Here is a 15,674-nt window from a genome sequence, read left to right on the forward strand (position 1 = left end):
CAAAGAGCGGCCGCGTCAAGTGACGGGCCGCCCTTTGGTGTTCATTTGCAATGGCAATCTGGGTCAGACGGCCTTTTGCAGGGCCTCGACCAGATCAGTTTTTTCCCAGCTGAACCCGCCATCCGCATCCGGTTCGCGACCGAAATGCCCATAGGCGGCGGTACGTTCATAGATCGGCTTGTTCAAGCCAAGGTGTTCACGAATGCCGCGTGGGGTCAGGTTCATAACCTGACCGATCGCTTTTTCGATCTCAGTTTCGTCAACCTCGCCGGTGCGGTGGGTGTCGACGAGAATGGACAGGGGATGCGCCACACCGATGGCATAGGACAGTTGCAGCGTGCAGCGTTTCGCCATGCCTGCCGCCACGATGTTCTTCGCCAGATACCGCGCGGCATAGGCGGCCGAGCGGTCCACCTTGGTGGGATCTTTGCCGGAAAACGCGCCGCCGCCGTGCGGAGCAGCGCCGCCATAGGTGTCCACGATAATCTTGCGCCCGGTCAGCCCTGCATCCCCGTCGGGGCCGCCGATGACAAATTTGCCGGTCGGGTTGACGTGCCATTGGGTATTGTCGGTTAACCAGCCATCAGGCAGCACTTCGCGAATATAAGGTGTCACGCGTTCGCGCACATCGTCGGGGGTCATGCTGGCGTCCAGGTGCTGGGTGGACAGGACGAGCGATGCGACTTCAACCGGCAGGTCGTTTTCATAACGCACGGACAATTGCGACTTGGCGTCGGGGCCCATCCAAGGTTCGGTGCCGTCCTTGCGGACTTCGGCCAGGCGGCGCAGGATGGCGTGGCTGTATTGCAGGGGCGCGGGCATAAGCGCATCGGTTTCGACGCTGGCATAGCCGAACATGATCCCCTGATCGCCGGCCCCCTCGTCCTTGTCTTGCGCGGCATCGACCCCTTGGGCGATATCGGCGGATTGGGCGTGCAGATAGCTGTCGATATTCAGGTTGGCCCAGTGGAACCCTTCCTGTTCATAGCCGATATCCTTTACGCATTGCCGCGCGATGTCTTCGACACGCTGGATGACAGTGGCCGGGCCGCGCACCTCGCCGCCGATGACCACACGGTCGGTGGTGGCGAAGGTTTCGCAGGCCACGCGGGCTTGTGGATCTTCGGCCAGAAAAGCGTCAAGGATAGCGTCCGAGATGCGGTCACACACCTTGTCGGGATGCCCTTCGGAAACGGATTCCGAGGTAAATACGTGGGTCTTGCGTGTCATTCGTGTCATGAAAGTGCTCCGATGTTGAAACCCATACCACGTCAGGAAGCCGTTGTGGCGGGTAGTGCACCCGCGTCGCACGACTATTCAGGGTTGTCAACGCGCTTCTGGGTCGCAGTGCGCGAGCGCGTAGCCTGAAGCGTGAACAATGCAACAGTCAGCACAATCGCCAGCGGCAGATCGCCATAGCGGGAAAATAACGTGGGCTTGCCTGCGCCCGGTAATCTGGCGTCCAGATACCCCGCTTGCCCCAGCGGGATCGAAGCGCGCAGTTCGCCGCGCGCGTCAATGATCGCAGAGATGCCCGTATTGGCCACCCGGATCACCGGCAGGCCGAACTCGATCGCGCGAAACCGGGCCTGGGCCAGGTGTTGGTAGGGCATCGAGAATTCACCGAACCAAGCGTCATTCGTGGCATGCAATATCCAGTCGGCCCGTTTTTGGGCGGCCCGAATGTCACGCGGGAACACCGCTTCGTAACAGATCAGCGGCAGGGCCGATCCGGCAACGCCCGTATCCATTACCTCCGCGCCCGGCCCTGCGGAGTAGCCGTTACCGGCGCGGGCGGCGAAGGCGCTTATGCCGAACTGCTCGAGCCAATTGCCCAATGGGATGTATTCCCCGAACGGAACCAGATGATGTTTGTCATAGATTGCCTGCACCTGCCCGGTGCCATCCAGCAAGGCAAGGCTGTTGTAGTACATCAACCCGTCGCCCCGTTGCACTCCGAACAGGACCGGCGCGCCCTGCGCGGCATCGGCGATGGTCAGGCGAATGTCATCGGCCCATTCCAGCAGGGTCGGCACCGCGGTTTCGGGCCAGATCACAAGGTCGGGGCGGGGTTGGCCGGGCGCCGGGTCGGCGGCAGTGAAGGCCACCTGCCGGGTCACGAAATCATAGGCGTGACGCGGGTCCCATTTCAGGTGCTGGGGGGCGTTGGGCTGAACCAGCCGCAGGATCGCATCGCGGTCAGGCGGTGCGGGGATTTGGCCGCGGTTCAGGCTGACGCCCAAGGCGCTTGCGACAACTCCGACAAGTATGGCGGCGTGCATGATCCGACCGCGCACGCGCAGATCAGAAGCCGCAATACACGCCAGCAAAGCGGCCGTCAGGAAGGTCAGCGCGCCCAACCCACTTGCCCCGATATAGGCTGCAAGTGGCGCAAATGTGGTCTCGATCCATATATGCCCCGGATTGGCCCACGGAAAGCCGGTGAACAGCCGCGCCCGGACCAGTTCAGCCCCGGTCAGCGCAACCGCAAGCGCAAGCCACCGCAACACCGGTATCGTCACGCGGTGCGCAATTGCACCTGCCACGCCCCACAACAGCGCAAGCCCTGCAGCCATGAAAAATATCGCGAAAGGCGCCATCCAACCGTGGCGTGCAGCGTCGACAAGAAAAGGGTTGATCAGCCATGACAGCGCGACGGCGAAATAGCCCACGCCCAGCCCCCAGCTTCGCCAAGCCGATTGCCACGGGCTGTTGGCGCGCGCAATCAGATGGAACGCCGCAGCAAAACCCAGCATCGTGCAGATCGGCCAATTAAACGGTGCCTGACCCAATGCGGCAAAACTGCCCAGCGCGGCGGTCGCAAGGACGACGCCACCACTTGCCGCACGGGGCCGTCTAATCATGCCGCCTAGTCCTGAAGCTTCGACGGTAGACGCACGCGCAAGCGCTTGATGCGACGCGGGTCGGCATCGACCACCTCAATCTCGGGTCCTGCGGGGTGGGTGATGACTTCGCCGCGGGCCGGCACATGACCGGACAGCACGAAGACCAGACCACCAAGCGTGTCTATTTCCTCGTCATCAACTTCGTCGCCGCTCAACTCGACGCCGATCTCGGCCTCAAATTCGTCCAGGGGTGCCTTGGCCTCGGCCAGATAGCACCCCGGCTTTTCCTCGATCCACAGCGCGCCTTCTTCAAGGTCGTGTTCATCCTCGATCTCGCCAATTACCTGTTCGATCAGATCCTCGATCGTGACCAAACCATCGACCCCGCCATATTCGTCAATGACAAGGGCCATGTGGATGCGCTCGGTCTGCATTTTCTGAAGCAGCACGCCAATCGGCATTGAGGGCGGCGCATAGAGCAACGGACGCAACAGCTTGCGCAGCGCATAAGGTGGCAACTTGGCAGCGGACGCCCCGTTGAACCCGTGGTTCAGCGCCAGGTCTTTCAGGTGAACAAGGCCGATGGGCGTATCCAGCGTGCCGTCAAACACCGGCAGACGCGTCAGCCCATTTTCGCGAAACAGCGCGACCAGATCATCTTTGCCAGTATCGACCGAAACCGACACGATTTCGGCCTTAGGAATCATCACATCCTCGACCCGCATACGGCGCAAGTTCATCATGCCCGGCGGGACAGCTGATGATGCCCCATTGGGCACGGCGGGTGCATGGCGTGGTGGCTCGTCCGTCGCATCCGAGTGGCTGAGCGCCCAGATGATACGACCAAAAAAGCCGCTACTGTTGTCTTCGGTTTCCGTCTGCGCGCTTTGCGCTGCGTCAGAAGATCCGTCTTCGGTGTCGCCCATCTTTCCTTTTCCACAATCGCGCATTAATGCGCAGGTTATCCTGTATATGGGTTGCAAATGCCCATCTTGCCAAGGATTTCAACCTCCAGCCCCTCCATCAAGGCTGCATCTTTGTCGTCTATGTGATCATAACCCAACAGATGCAACATTCCATGAACCAATAAATGGGTCACATGGGCGGGGAATTGCTTGCCCTGCGCGGCGGCTTCACGTGTGCAGGTGTCAAATGCGATGGCGATATCGCCCAGTTCCGGGTCTGTTGGCGTGTGCGGATCACCGCCCGGCTGATCGGACGCGCGATCCTCGGACGGCCAGGACAGCACGTTCGTTGGCGTAGGCTTGTCGCGAAAATCCGCGTTCAACGCCGCGATGCGTTTGTCATCGCAGGCAAGCAGGCTGACCTCGAACCCGTCACCAAAGGGCGGCGTCAGGCCAAGGTGGGCCAAGGTTGCTTGCGCCGCGTGGTCGGCCAGCACCTCAAGCCCCGCAGCGTTCCAGCGATCATCTTCGAACACCACATCAACGATCATGTCAGCTGTCGCGCTGGTTGCGCCGGGCCTTGTTGATCATCGCCGTCTGCGCCGCGTCGTCATAGGCTTCGATGATCCGGGCCACCAGCGGATGCCGCACCACGTCTTTCGACGTGAAATAGTTGAACGCGATCTGGTCAATGCCCTTCAGCAGACCTTCTGCGTCCCGCAAGCCGCTGTCCACCCCGCGCGGCAGGTCGATTTGCGTCCGGTCGCCCGTCACCACCATGCGCGAGCCTTCGCCCAGCCGGGTCAGAAACATCTTCATCTGCATGGTTGTGGCGTTCTGCGCTTCGTCCAGCACCACGAAGGCGTTTGACAGGGTGCGCCCGCGCATGAAGGCCAACGGTGCAATCTCGATCCGCTTTTCCTCGATCAGTTTGGCGACCTGCTTGGCGGGCAGAAAATCGTTCAGCGCGTCGTAAAGCGGCTGCATATAAGGATCGACCTTATCCTTCATGTCACCTGGCAGATAGCCCAGCTTCTCGCCCGCCTCGACCGCCGGACGGCTAAGGATCAGGCGATCCACATGGCCGCCCAGAAACATGTTCACGCCCACCGCGACGGCCAGATAGGTCTTGCCGGTGCCCGCAGGCCCGATCCCAAACGCCAGTTCGTTCTGGAACAGGTTTAGGACATAGGCTTTCTGCGCCTCGGTGCGTGGCTCAATCGTCTTCTTGCGGGTCTTGATTTCGACCGCGCCGCCCCGAAACATTTCCATCTGGTCGCCGTCACGGGTGCCGGTGTCGTCATCGGCGCCACCCATGCGAATCTCGGCGTCGATATCGCCGGGCTCGATCCCCTTGCCGCTTTCCAGGCGCTGATAAAGGGCCTGCAAAACCTCGACCGCCTTCACGCGGGCGCTGGCTTCGCCGAACACGGCTAACTGGTTGCCGCGCCGCACGATCTGCACGCCCAGATGGCTTTCGATATGAGTCAGGTTTTTATCAAACTCACCGCACAGGTCGATCAGCAGGCGGTTGTCGGGAAATTCAAGCAGCGCTTCTTCGGCGGTCGATGCGTCAGGCGCGGTTGTCAGGTTGTCAAAGCCCAATAGGGGTCTCCTGGTCATATCCTATATGGTGATGGTGCCAAGTGCCGATGCCGGACGCAAGCCCCATTGAAAAAACTTCAAGTTTTCGAGACAAAGCGCCACGGCCCTGCCCTAGGCGACCAACTCGCCTGCAAGCGAGTTCGTGCTGCTGTCAACGATCCTTACCCGCGCCAAATCGCCGGGCTTGCCATTGGGGGCCGCGACATGGACCGCGTGCAAGTGGTCAGATTTCCCCACCATCTGACCTTCCAGACGACCTTGTTTTTCAAACAGCACGCCGACCTCTTTGCCGACCATGCCATGCTGGATAGCGCGTTGTTGTTCCGTCAACAGGGCTTGCAGCCGATGCAAACGATCCGTCGCTATCGCGTCATCCACCAACGCTCGTTCCGCCGCAGGTGTACCCGGACGGGTCGAATATTTGAAACTGTAAGCCTGCCCGTAATTCACTTCGCGGATTAGCGACATCGTATCTTCAAAATCTTGATCGTCCTCTTCAGGGAAACCAACAATGAAATCGCCCGATAGCAGGATGTCAGGTCGGGCCGCGCGGATGCGTTCGATCAAGCGCAGATATTTCTCGGCAGTGTGGCTACGGTTCATGCGCTTCAGGATCTTGTCAGACCCCGATTGCACGGGAAGGTGCAGATAAGGCATCAGCTTTTCGCAGGTGCCGTGTGCTTCGATCAGATCATCACTCATGTCGTTGGGGTGCGAGGTGGTGAAGCGGATGCGTTCCAACCCATCGACATCGTTAAGCGCCCAGATCAGACGCGCCAGCGACCAATCGCCCCCCTCGCCCGCACCGTGATAGGCGTTGACGTTTTGCCCCAGCAGGGTGATTTCGCGCACGCCCCGTTCGACCAGATCACGGGCTTCGCGCAGGATGCGGTCTGCCGGGCGGCTGACCTCGGCCCCACGGGTATAGGGCACGACACAGAAAGCGCAGAATTTGTCGCAGCCTTCCTGCACCGTCAAGAACGCAGACGGGTTGCGCTTGGCCTTCTGGGCCCCGTGCCGCACGGGCAGATGTTCGAATTTGTCTTCTTCGGGGAAATCGGTGTCCAGCGCCTTTTCGCCCTTCGCCACCTGCTCCATCATCTGCGGTAGGCGGTGATAGGTCTGCGGGCCGACCACCAGATCGACCAGCGGCTGACGGCGCATGATCTCTTCACCCTCGGCCTGCGCCACGCAACCCGCCACGCCGATTTTCAGGTCTGGCTTGTCAGCTTTCAGACCCTTGAAACGCCCAAGCTCGGAATACACTTTTTCGGCCGCTTTTTCGCGAATGTGACAGGTGTTCAGCAAAATCATGTCCGCGTCATCGGGGGTGTCCGTTTGCACATACCCATCCGCGCCCAGCGCCTCGGACATGCGTTCGCTGTCATAGACGTTCATCTGGCAACCATAGGTGCGAATGAAAAGTTTCTTTTGCTCGGACATGACGCGCATTTCCCGTTGGATAAAGCCTTGGATCAGGCCCCGTTTCCTATAGCAAAGCCCATGCACCCGCAACGCTTGCAAAAGACATTGATTTCATAGCATTTTGGCGCGAATGCCGCAGAATCTGGCGGCAAGCGAAAGGGACCGATGCGGTATCAAGGCTTGACAGACTTCCTGAATACCGGTGCCAAGGTGCTGGCAAAAGGACCGGTGGCGATGATTTTCGTCGAGGATCTGGTCGAGGTCGAAAGCACCATCACCCACCACCAGAACGCAGGCTTTGCCGAACTTTTGGTGTTTTCCCCCGACGCGCTGGAACTGCCCGATGAACTGGAGCGGGTGATCCACCGCATCCCGTACAGCACCACGCGCACGGGTGCGTTGGAACATGCGGTCAACAAGATCATCGAGGTGGCCCCCGGCACATGGCTTTATTACTGCTTCAACGCCGAATACCTGTTTCATCCGTTTTGCGAGGCACGCTCGATCGGGGAACTGGTCGCCTTTCATGCCGAGGAACGGCGCGACGCGGTGCTGACCTATGTGGTCGATCTGTACGCGGATGATCTGGCGCAACATCCCGATGCGGTATCTTTGGAACACGCTTATCTGGACAAATCTGGCTATTACGCGCTGGGGCGGAAGGATGAGCTTGGGGAAATAAAGGACCGACAGTTGGATTTCTTCGGCGGACTAAGGTGGCGATTCGAAGAACACATCCCGCCCGTGCGACGCAAGATCGACCGGATTTCAATTTTTCGCGCCCAAAAAGGGCTAAGGCTGCGCGCCGATCACACGTTCAATGACGAAGAATACAACACGTTCGCCTGCCCGTGGCACAACAACGTCACCGCTACGATCGCTAGTTTTCGCACCGCGAAGGCGTTGAAATCAAACGCTGGATCGACATTCGACATTCCGACCTTCAAATGGCACAACTCGGTCCAATTTGATTGGTCTTCTCAGCAGTTGCTGGACTTGGGCTTGATGGAGCCGGGGCAGTGGTTTTGAGGTGAGTTGAGATTGTTCCCCGGCCTCTCTTTACATCAGAACTGAGTTCTTTAGGGTCACCCCATCACACGAGCACCCGCGCAGAACGCGGCCTCGTCCATCAATCCCCCTTACATTATGAGGTTTTTATGACCGAAGTCACATCCGGCGCGACTGTGCGCATTCATTACACCGGCACTCTTGAAGACGGCACCGTCTTTGACAGCTCCGATGGCCGCGACCCACTGGAATTCACCGTCGGGTCCGGCATGATCATCCCCGGCCTGGACAAAGCCCTGCCCGGCATGTCGGTCGGCGAGCAGAAGAAAGTGACCATTGCCCCGGAAGAGGCTTATGGCCCGCGTCAGGATGAAGCGCTGCTTGAAGTGCCGCGCAGCGACATACCCGCGGACATTCCGCTGGAGGTTGGTTTGCAGCTTCAGATGACCGGGCAGCAGGGGCAGCCGATTCCCGTAACCGTGACCGAGCTGTCCGATGAAAGCGTCACGCTGGACGCCAACCACGCATTGGCTGGTCGGACGCTGATTTTCGATTTTGAAGTCGTCAGTGTCGCCTGAATTGCAATGACGAAGTGCGGGCGCGCGGTTTGCGCGCGTCCTAAGGGGCGTTGCCCCTCGCGGCTGTGCCGCTCACCCCAGGATATATTTGGCCAGAAGAAACGGGCGATTTGCTTGGTGCGCAACTTACTTGCGGCGCAAGCGGATAACCACGTCGACCTTCGCAATCTCGGCCCCTTTCGGGGCAGTTGGAAGGCGCGAGATTTTCAGGTCTTCGTCGGGGGCGTCCATCAATTCTTCGGTGTCTTCCCAGAAGAAATGCGGATGGTTTGACGTATTGGTATCGAAATAGCTGCGCGCCCCGTTGACGGTGATTTCGCGCAAAAGCCCGGCCTCGGAAAAGATGCGCAGGGTATTGTAGACCGTGGCGAGCGAGACCCGTTCGTCACTGTCGCGTGACGCTTCATACAAGCTTTCCGCCGTCACGTGGCGGTGCTGACCGTCACCCATAAGAAGTTGCGCCAAGGCAAGCCGTTGACGCGTCGGGCGCAGGCCCGCACTGGCAAGCCAGTTTGCTTCGTTCTGTCGGTTCAGGTCAGTCATGACGCGCCTGTGTGGTTTGCAAGGTTTCGTATATCATTGTTGAATATAGGGGCTCTGCCACGAAAGTTCCAATTATTTCTATTCCGGCAGAGCGCGGATGTCGCGTTGAAGCGTGTTGCCTGCACTTGCGTCCGACTTGGCGCGGGTGATAGAGGATGAAGGAAGGAATAGACAAGATACGGGGCACGGGGAATGGCGGATTATCCGACAAGTTTTGGCAAGGAAGACCTTTTGAAATGTGCGCGGGGCGAGTTGTTCGGCCCCGGCAACGCACAGCTTCCCGCCCCGCCCATGCTGATGATGGACCGCATCACCGACATTTCCGCCGATGGTGGTGCACATGGCAAGGGCCACGTCATTGCCGAGTTCGACATCACGCCGGACCTTTGGTTTTTCGACTGCCATTTTCCCGGCAATCCCATCATGCCCGGATGCCTTGGGCTTGACGGTCTATGGCAGTTGACCGGCTTCAACCTTGGTTGGCGCGGTTGGCAGGGGCGCGGGTATGCTTTGGGTGTGGGCGAGGTCAAGTTGACCGGAATGGTGCGCCCGGACCGAAAGATGCTGACCTACAAGATTGATTTCACCAAGGCCGTTCAGACCCGTCGTCTGACCATGGGGGTCGCAGACGGGATTGTGGAAGCTGACGGAGACGTTATCTATCAGGTCAAGGATATGAAAGTCGCCCTGTCGGAAAGCTGACAGGACCACAGGATTTCCGGGGTCGGGATCTGCCCGGCACCCACATGCGAAGGAGTGCGCTTATGCGTCGAGTCGTCGTTACCGGTCTGGGCATTGTCTCGGCCATCGGGAACAACAAGGACGAGGTTCTGGCCTCGCTGAAGGCTGGCAAATCCGGCATCACCGCCAATCAGGACATGGTCGATCACGGGTTTCGCAGCCAAGTCGCGGGCGAGCCGAATATCGACATCAAGGCGCATGTGGACAAGCGCGCGTTGCGGTTCATGGGACCGGGAGCGGCCTATGCCTATATCGCGATGAACCAGGCAATCGCGGATGCGGGGCTTGGCGACGATGATGTGGTCAATCCGCGCACCGGTCTGGTGGCGGGGTCTGGCGGGCCGTCGACCAGCGCGATGTTTGCGGCTCATCAGACGGCCTTGAAGACCGGCGCGACCAAGCGGATCGGCCCGTTTGCGGTTCCCAAATGCATGGGCTCGACCATTTCCGCGAACCTTGCGACTGCGTTTCAGATCAAGGGCATCAACTATTCGATCACGTCGGCCTGTTCGACCAGCCTGCATTGTATTGGCAACGCGGCTGAACAGATCATGATGGGCAAGCAGGACATCATGTTTGCCGGTGGTGGCGAAGAACTGGACTGGACCCTGTCCTGCCTGTTCGACGCGATGGGCGCGATGTCGTCGAAATATAACGATACGCCGGAAAAAGCGTCGCGCGCGTTTGACGCGAACCGCGACGGGTTCGTCATTGGCGGTGGCGGGGCCATTCTGGTGTTGGAGGATCTGGACCACGCCAAGGCGCGCGGCGCCAAGATCTATGCCGAAGTCACGGGTTATGCCGCCACATCGGATGGTCACGACATGGTGGCACCTTCGGGTGAGGGCGGCGAACGCGCTATGCAATTGGCGATGCAAATGCTGCCCGATGATCGAAAAGTGGGATATATCAACGCGCACGGGACCTCGACCCCCGTTGGTGATGTCGGAGAAGTGGAAGCCGTCCGGCGCGTCTTTGGCGAAGGTTCCACCCCGCCGATCAGTTCGACCAAATCAATGACGGGTCACAGCCAAGGCGCCACAGGCGCACAAGAAGCCGTGTATTGCCTGTTGATGCTGGAACATGATTTTATCGCGCCCTCGATCAATGTGGATGAGCTGGACCCGGCCATCAAACCCGAAGAGATCGCGACATCGCTGGTTGAAAACGCCGGGCTTGATACCGTGATGACCAACAGCTTCGGATTCGGCGGGACCAATGGCTCGATGCTGCTAAGCAAATACCGCGACTGATCTTTGAAACATATGTGAGGAACTGACATGGCTGGGCTTATGCAGGGAAAACGCGGCCTTATCATGGGGGTTGCCAACAACCGGTCCATCGCATGGGGCATTGCGCAGGCAATGGCGAACGAAGGGGCGGAGCTTGCGTTTTCCTATCAGGGCGAGGCGTTCGGGCAGCGGGTTCAGCCGCTGGCGGCCTCGGTCGGGTCAGATATTCTGGTCGATATGGACGTGACGGACGACGCGGCGCTGGACAAGGGGTTTGACGATCTGTGGACCAAGTGGGACAGCATTGATTTTCTGGTCCATGCGATTGCCTATTCCGATAAGAACGAGCTAACGGGCCGCTTTGTCGATACCAGCCGCGCGAATTTCAAGAACTCGATGGATATCAGTTGTTATTCATTGATCGAGGTTGCGCGCCGCGTCGCGCCCAAGATGACAGATGGCGGCACGATCTTGACGATGACCTATGGCGGGTCGAACCGCGTGACGCCGTTTTATAACGTCATGGGCGTCGCAAAAGCCGCGCTTGAGGCATCTGTACGCTATCTGGCGAACGACCTTGGCCCCGATGGCATCCGCGTCAACGCCATATCCCCCGGCCCGATGAAAACGCTGGCAGGCGCTGCCATCGGTGGCGCGCGCAAGACGTTCCGGCATACCGAGGCGAACGCCCCCATGCGTCAGAACGCGACGTTGGAAAGCATCGGCGGGACCGCTGTTTATCTGGCGTCCGACTATGGCGCCTGCACAACCGGCGAGATCATTGCTGTTGATTGCGGCTTTCATGTTCTGGGGATGCCGCAGTCCGAAAACCTCTGACGGTGATCGACATCAGGGCCGATACGACCAAGCCATCTGCTTGCGTGCCCTTCCCATCCAGTGCTTACTACGAGCAAAGATCGGAAGACGGGGGCAATCATGCAGAATTTTACCGCGCGCGATGGCTTGACGCTGGCGTATCGGGACGAGGGCGAAGGCCTGCCGGTGCTGGCGCTGTCGGGCCTGACGCGCAATTCGGAAGACTTCAATTTCATCGCGCCACACCTGTCACGTGTGCGGCTGATCCGCATGGATTACCGCGGGCGGGGCGCATCTGATTGGGGGCCTTATCAAACCTATACCGTGCCGCAGGAAGCCGACGATGCCTTGATGCTTTTGGATCACCTGGGCCTTGACCAAGTGGCGATCTTGGGAACGTCGCGCGGCGGGTTGATCGCGATGGGGATTGCGATGGCCGCCAAGGAACGGCTGCTGGGTGTCTGTCTGAACGATGTCGGCCCGGTGATCAACCCAAGCGGGTTGGACAACATCATGGGCTTTCTGGGCCGCGCACCCTCTGCCCGTTTCTTCAAAGACGCAGCCGAGGCCCGCGCCAGCGCCATGACAGCGGCGGGCTTTCACAACGTCCCGATGGAACGATGGGATGCCGAGGTCCGCCATCTTTATGCCCAGTCAGAAACTGGGCTGAAAAACCGCTATGACCCCACTTTGCGCGATGCAGTGATCGAGGCGGGCGCGCAGCCCACCCCGGACTTATGGCCGTATTTCGACGCGCTTGAAGGTGTGCCCGTCGCGCTGATCCATGGCGAAAACTCGGATCTTCTGACCGATGATACCGTGGGGGAAATGCGACGGCGCAACCCCGATATGCGCTATGGTCGGGTGGCCGATCGGGGCCACGTTCCGTTTCTGGATGAACCAGAGGCGTTAGAGACCATTCACGACTGGCTGGAGGACATGCGGTGAATATCGACGAAATCCGCGCCGCCGCCGCCCGCCTTGATGGGCACGTGCGCTACACGCCTTTGTTGAATTCACCATTTTTGGACGAGATCGCAGGCAAACGCGTTTTTTTGAAAGCCGAATGTCTGCAACATACGGGAAGCTTCAAATATCGCGGTGCGCGCAATGCCATCGCAAAGCTGGACGACACCCGGCGCAAGCGGGGAATAATTGCCTATTCCTCGGGCAACCATGCGCAAGGAATCGCGCTGGCCGCTCATCAGGCCGGTGCCAGTTCTGTGATCGTGATGCCATCCGACGCACCCCAGCAGAAAATCGACAACACCCGCGCTTTTGGGGCCGACGTCGTGCTTTACGACCGCGAACACGATAACCGCGATCAGATCGGTGACACATTGGCCCAAGAACGCGGGCTAACCTTGATCAAACCCTTCGACAACGCCGATGTGATCGCCGGACAAGGTACTGTCGGCCTGGAAATCGCCGCACAAGCGCGGGCGAACGGAATTAACAGCGCATCGGTGCTGGTTCCGTGTGGCGGCGGTGGCTTGACTTCCGGTGTGGCGCTTGCCCTTGAAGTCGAAGCACCGGGCTTGCGCGTTCACACGGTCGAACCAGAGGGGTTTGACGACACTGCACGTTCACTGGCGTCAGGACGCATCGAACACAACACAAAGCGGTCAGGGTCCGTTTGCGATGCGATTGTCACGCCGTCGCCGGGCAAACTGACTTTCCCGATCATGCGAAACCTATGCGGTCCGGGCCTGGTGGTCAGCGAAGATGATTGCCTGCGCGCGATGGCCGCCGCATTCACCCGGCTGAAGATCGTGATTGAACCGGGTGGGGCGGTGGCGCTGGCCGCAGGCCTGTTTCACGCGACCCAGATTGACGGCGATACAGTGATTGCCATCGCCTCTGGCGGCAACGTCGATACACCCATTTTCATCGACGCGCTTAATCGTTTCACCTGATCGGAGGGCCATATGACCGACTTCACCATCGCTTCTTTCAACGTGAAAAACCTGATCGGGCCGGATCAGGAATATTATGAATTTCAACGCTATACGCCCGAAGAATACGCGTGGAAGCGCGACTGGATGGCCGATCAAATGATGGCGCTGGATGCCGACATCATTGGCTTTCAGGAAATCTTCGAAGAAGACGCTCTGCGCGATGTCATTGGCGAGGCTAACAAACGCGCCGCCATCTTGAACGCGGCCACCATACCGGATGAAAGCAAGGGCTATCACCGCAAGGCGATTTTCCGAAAGCTGGCGATCCGCCCGTGGGATCAAGACCATCTCGCCTTCGCGCCCAACGCCGCCGATGCGGGCCCCGGCCAACGCCGCCCCGGCGTCGCGATCTTGTCGCGGTTTGGCTTTGCCGAGACGCCGCAAGTCATTCAGGACTTGCCCGAGCCGCTGACCATCCCCTTCGCCCCCCTGCGCGGGCTTGAAGGTGAGGCAGGCGAATACACCCTGACGCGCCTGTCCCGACCCATCCTGCGCGCCCGCATCCCCATCGGGGATCAGGTGGTCACGGTATTCAACTGTCACCTGAAATCAAAACTAGGCGAATTCATCCGCCCGCCCGGTGCCGATTTCGCACCCGAAGAGGATCTGACCAACTACGACCCGGTCGGTCGCGCCCTTGGGGCCGCCCGCGCGGCCATGCGCCGGATGACCGAAGCTTGGGTTCTGCGTGGTTTTATCATCAAGGAATTGAAGGCGGGGCATCCCGTCGCGGTGCTTGGTGATTTCAATGATGGCGAACATGCCGTCAGTTCCGAAATCGTTTCGGGCGAGGTGCCATTCAAGAACTATTCGTGGATGTTGCGCCACGACGCGAAATCAGATCACGACCGATACTCCAAAAAAGAGAACATCCAGATCACCCGCGAGGTCGAAGCGGTGCGCCTTCACTCCGCCGAAAAACTGTTCGTGCGCAAATCACTTCGCGACATGGTCTATACCTCGGCCTTTGGCGGGGTTTTTGAAAGCATCGACCAGATCTACCTCAGCCGGCATTTCCACCCGGACAATGACCAGCGCATCGCAGACATGACCTATTTCAGCGTGTTGAATGACCACATCACCGATGGCTCTCACCCCGAGGCGCCGTATAATAAACTCGCGTCGGATCACGGACAGATCATGGCCTATCTGACCATGCGCGAGGATGAGGGCTAGATGATCGTCATTCCGGGTGATGACAGCCCTACCCTGCATGTTGTCGACAGCGGCCTTACAGATGGCCCTGCGGTCGTGTTTGCCCATGCGCTGGGGTCCGACCTGACGATGTGGGATGCGCTGCTGGTGCACATGCCCGACAGCCTGCGCCTGATCCGCATGGATATGCGGGGACACGGTCAAAGCCCCTGCCCTGACGGACCTTATCCGATGGGCGATCTGGTGGGGGATGCCGCGCGAGTTCTGGACCGGCTGCACGTCCGTGACTGCGTGTTCGTCGGCCAGTCTATCGGTGGCATGATTGCGCAGGGGCTTGCGGCCGAACGGCTCGATCTTGTGCGCGGCCTGGTCGTGGCGAACACGGCGGTAAAGATCGCCACGCCCGCCATCTGGGCGGACCGGATCGCAGCCGTGCGCGCCGCTGGCATTGACCCCATGGTCGAACCGACGATGGACCGCTGGTTTGCCCGCGCCACCCGCCGAGATCAACCCGAGCTTGTCGATGCCGCCCGCGCCCGTCTGCGCGCCACAGCCCTGACCGGATACCTGGGCTGTATGGAAGCGATCGCAGGCACCGATCTTTACGAAAGCACCGCGCGCCTGCGCCTGCCCACGCTGGCCATCGCCGGGTCCGAGGACGGATCAACCCCCGCCGACCTTGTGCGCGAAACCGCAGGTCTGATACCCGGCGCGCAGTTCCACCTGCTTCGCGGCACGGGCCATATGGGCCCGGCCGAGAAGCCACAGGACTTTGCGCACATCCTGACCGGGTTTCTTGACGGGCTGGGGCACATCTGATCGCTGGTGCCCTCATCAACTCAAAGTTGCCGTAACGTAAAAC

At 59.8% G+C, this 15,674-nt stretch carries 16 protein-coding genes and 1 riboswitch; of the genes, 9 read left to right on the top strand and 7 right to left on the bottom strand.

Annotated elements, in window-relative coordinates; all coding sequences use genetic code 11:
- Nucleotides 1-63 precede the first annotated feature (63 nt).
- The 6 genes from metK to miaB form a co-directional block, all read right to left on the bottom strand.
- Nucleotides 64-1,230, bottom strand: coding sequence for a methionine adenosyltransferase (gene metK, locus MN186_RS12735; protein WP_242114984.1), 1,167 nt, complete (start codon nucleotides 1,228-1,230; stop codon nucleotides 64-66).
- A gap of 14 nt (nucleotides 1,231-1,244) precedes the next feature.
- A riboswitch (SAM-SAH riboswitch) is annotated at nucleotides 1,245-1,294 on the bottom strand.
- A 19-nt stretch (nucleotides 1,295-1,313) separates the two neighbouring features.
- Entirely contained in the window at nucleotides 1,314-2,864 is a 1,551-nt protein-coding gene (gene lnt, locus MN186_RS12740) for an apolipoprotein N-acyltransferase (RefSeq protein WP_242114740.1), read from the bottom strand.
- Nucleotides 2,865-2,869: 5 nt separating this feature from the next.
- Nucleotides 2,870-3,772 carry a hemolysin family protein gene (locus MN186_RS12745; protein WP_242114741.1) on the bottom strand — a complete coding sequence of 301 codons (903 nt, stop codon included), beginning with the start codon at nucleotides 3,770-3,772 and terminating at the stop codon, nucleotides 2,870-2,872.
- 35 nt (nucleotides 3,773-3,807) lie between these two features.
- Nucleotides 3,808-4,302 carry an rRNA maturation RNase YbeY gene (ybeY, locus tag MN186_RS12750; RefSeq protein ID WP_242114742.1) on the bottom strand — a complete coding sequence of 165 codons (495 nt, stop codon included), beginning with the start codon at nucleotides 4,300-4,302 and terminating at the stop codon, nucleotides 3,808-3,810.
- Between the two features lies 1 nt (nucleotide 4,303).
- A complete protein-coding gene (locus MN186_RS12755) occupies nucleotides 4,304-5,374 on the bottom strand; it encodes a PhoH family protein (RefSeq protein WP_242114743.1) in 1,071 nt (356 codons plus the stop codon).
- Between the two features lie 93 nt (nucleotides 5,375-5,467).
- Nucleotides 5,468-6,799 (bottom strand): tRNA (N6-isopentenyl adenosine(37)-C2)-methylthiotransferase MiaB, encoded by a 1,332-nt coding sequence (miaB, locus tag MN186_RS12760; protein WP_242114744.1) that lies wholly within the window; start codon nucleotides 6,797-6,799, stop codon nucleotides 5,468-5,470.
- Between the two features lie 147 nt (nucleotides 6,800-6,946).
- On the opposite strand from miaB, the gene MN186_RS12765 reads away from it, so the two are divergent.
- A complete protein-coding gene (locus MN186_RS12765) occupies nucleotides 6,947-7,810 on the top strand; it encodes a hypothetical protein (RefSeq protein WP_242114745.1) in 864 nt (287 codons plus the stop codon).
- 128 nt (nucleotides 7,811-7,938) lie between these two features.
- Nucleotides 7,939-8,367: an FKBP-type peptidyl-prolyl cis-trans isomerase gene (locus MN186_RS12770; RefSeq protein ID WP_242114746.1), complete on the top strand. Its 429-nt coding sequence runs from the start codon at nucleotides 7,939-7,941 to the stop codon at nucleotides 8,365-8,367.
- A 126-nt stretch (nucleotides 8,368-8,493) separates the two neighbouring features.
- Here MN186_RS12770 and irrA read toward each other — a convergent pair whose 3' ends face one another.
- Nucleotides 8,494-8,910: an iron response transcriptional regulator IrrA gene (gene irrA, locus MN186_RS12775; RefSeq protein WP_242114747.1), complete on the bottom strand. Its 417-nt coding sequence runs from the start codon at nucleotides 8,908-8,910 to the stop codon at nucleotides 8,494-8,496.
- Nucleotides 8,911-9,102: 192 nt separating this feature from the next.
- Between irrA and fabA the strand changes: the two genes are divergently transcribed.
- The 7 genes from fabA (at nucleotide 9,103) to pcaD (ending at nucleotide 15,631) form a co-directional block, all read left to right on the top strand.
- Nucleotides 9,103-9,612, top strand: a complete 510-nt coding sequence (fabA, locus tag MN186_RS12780; protein WP_242114748.1) for a bifunctional 3-hydroxydecanoyl-ACP dehydratase/trans-2-decenoyl-ACP isomerase — start codon at nucleotides 9,103-9,105, stop codon at nucleotides 9,610-9,612.
- A 62-nt stretch (nucleotides 9,613-9,674) separates the two neighbouring features.
- A complete protein-coding gene (gene fabB / locus MN186_RS12785) occupies nucleotides 9,675-10,904 on the top strand; it encodes a beta-ketoacyl-ACP synthase I (protein WP_242114749.1) in 1,230 nt (409 codons plus the stop codon).
- Between the two features lie 27 nt (nucleotides 10,905-10,931).
- Nucleotides 10,932-11,720, top strand: a complete 789-nt coding sequence (locus tag MN186_RS12790) for an enoyl-ACP reductase FabI (protein ID WP_242114750.1) — start codon at nucleotides 10,932-10,934, stop codon at nucleotides 11,718-11,720.
- Between the two features lie 99 nt (nucleotides 11,721-11,819).
- Nucleotides 11,820-12,647 (top strand): alpha/beta fold hydrolase, encoded by an 828-nt coding sequence (locus tag MN186_RS12795; protein WP_242114751.1) that lies wholly within the window; start codon nucleotides 11,820-11,822, stop codon nucleotides 12,645-12,647.
- The gene (locus MN186_RS12800; protein WP_242114752.1) at nucleotides 12,644-13,615 is read left to right on the top strand and encodes a threonine ammonia-lyase; all 972 of its coding nucleotides are present in this window, start codon (nucleotides 12,644-12,646) and stop codon (nucleotides 13,613-13,615) included. The genes MN186_RS12795 and MN186_RS12800 overlap by 4 nt, the downstream gene beginning before the upstream one ends.
- 12 nt (nucleotides 13,616-13,627) lie before the next feature.
- Nucleotides 13,628-14,833, top strand: coding sequence for an endonuclease/exonuclease/phosphatase family protein (locus tag MN186_RS12805; RefSeq protein WP_242114753.1), 1,206 nt, complete (start codon nucleotides 13,628-13,630; stop codon nucleotides 14,831-14,833).
- Nucleotides 14,834-15,631: a 3-oxoadipate enol-lactonase gene (gene pcaD, locus MN186_RS12810; protein ID WP_242114754.1), complete on the top strand. Its 798-nt coding sequence runs from the start codon at nucleotides 14,834-14,836 to the stop codon at nucleotides 15,629-15,631.
- Nucleotides 15,632-15,674 lie beyond the last annotated feature (43 nt).

It is taken from the genome of Aliiroseovarius sediminis, from assembly GCF_022678485.1.
GTDB lineage: Bacteria > Pseudomonadota > Alphaproteobacteria > Rhodobacterales > Rhodobacteraceae > Aliiroseovarius > Aliiroseovarius sediminis.

Bases quoted from the DNA above. Each gene is read 5' to 3' on its own strand.
- lnt (WP_242114740.1), bottom strand. From the start codon at position 2,864: ATGATTAGACGGCCCCGTGCGGCAAGTGGTGGCGTCGTCCTTGCGACC.
- MN186_RS12790 (WP_242114750.1), top strand. From the start codon at position 10,932: ATGGCTGGGCTTATGCAGGGAAAACGCGGCCTTATCATGGGGGTTGCC.
- ybeY (WP_242114742.1), bottom strand. From the start codon at position 4,302: ATGATCGTTGATGTGGTGTTCGAAGATGATCGCTGGAACGCTGCGGGG.
- MN186_RS12795 (WP_242114751.1), top strand. From the start codon at position 11,820: ATGCAGAATTTTACCGCGCGCGATGGCTTGACGCTGGCGTATCGGGAC.
- MN186_RS12765 (WP_242114745.1), top strand. From the start codon at position 6,947: ATGCGGTATCAAGGCTTGACAGACTTCCTGAATACCGGTGCCAAGGTG.
- miaB (WP_242114744.1), bottom strand. From the start codon at position 6,799: ATGTCCGAGCAAAAGAAACTTTTCATTCGCACCTATGGTTGCCAGATG.
- MN186_RS12805 (WP_242114753.1), top strand. From the start codon at position 13,628: ATGACCGACTTCACCATCGCTTCTTTCAACGTGAAAAACCTGATCGGG.
- fabB (WP_242114749.1), top strand. From the start codon at position 9,675: ATGCGTCGAGTCGTCGTTACCGGTCTGGGCATTGTCTCGGCCATCGGG.
- fabA (WP_242114748.1), top strand. From the start codon at position 9,103: ATGGCGGATTATCCGACAAGTTTTGGCAAGGAAGACCTTTTGAAATGT.
- MN186_RS12745 (WP_242114741.1), bottom strand. From the start codon at position 3,772: ATGGGCGACACCGAAGACGGATCTTCTGACGCAGCGCAAAGCGCGCAG.
- pcaD (WP_242114754.1), top strand. From the start codon at position 14,834: ATGATCGTCATTCCGGGTGATGACAGCCCTACCCTGCATGTTGTCGAC.
- MN186_RS12755 (WP_242114743.1), bottom strand. From the start codon at position 5,374: ATGACCAGGAGACCCCTATTGGGCTTTGACAACCTGACAACCGCGCCT.
- irrA (WP_242114747.1), bottom strand. From the start codon at position 8,910: ATGACTGACCTGAACCGACAGAACGAAGCAAACTGGCTTGCCAGTGCG.
- metK (WP_242114984.1), bottom strand. From the start codon at position 1,230: ATGACACGCAAGACCCACGTATTTACCTCGGAATCCGTTTCCGAAGGG.
- MN186_RS12770 (WP_242114746.1), top strand. From the start codon at position 7,939: ATGACCGAAGTCACATCCGGCGCGACTGTGCGCATTCATTACACCGGC.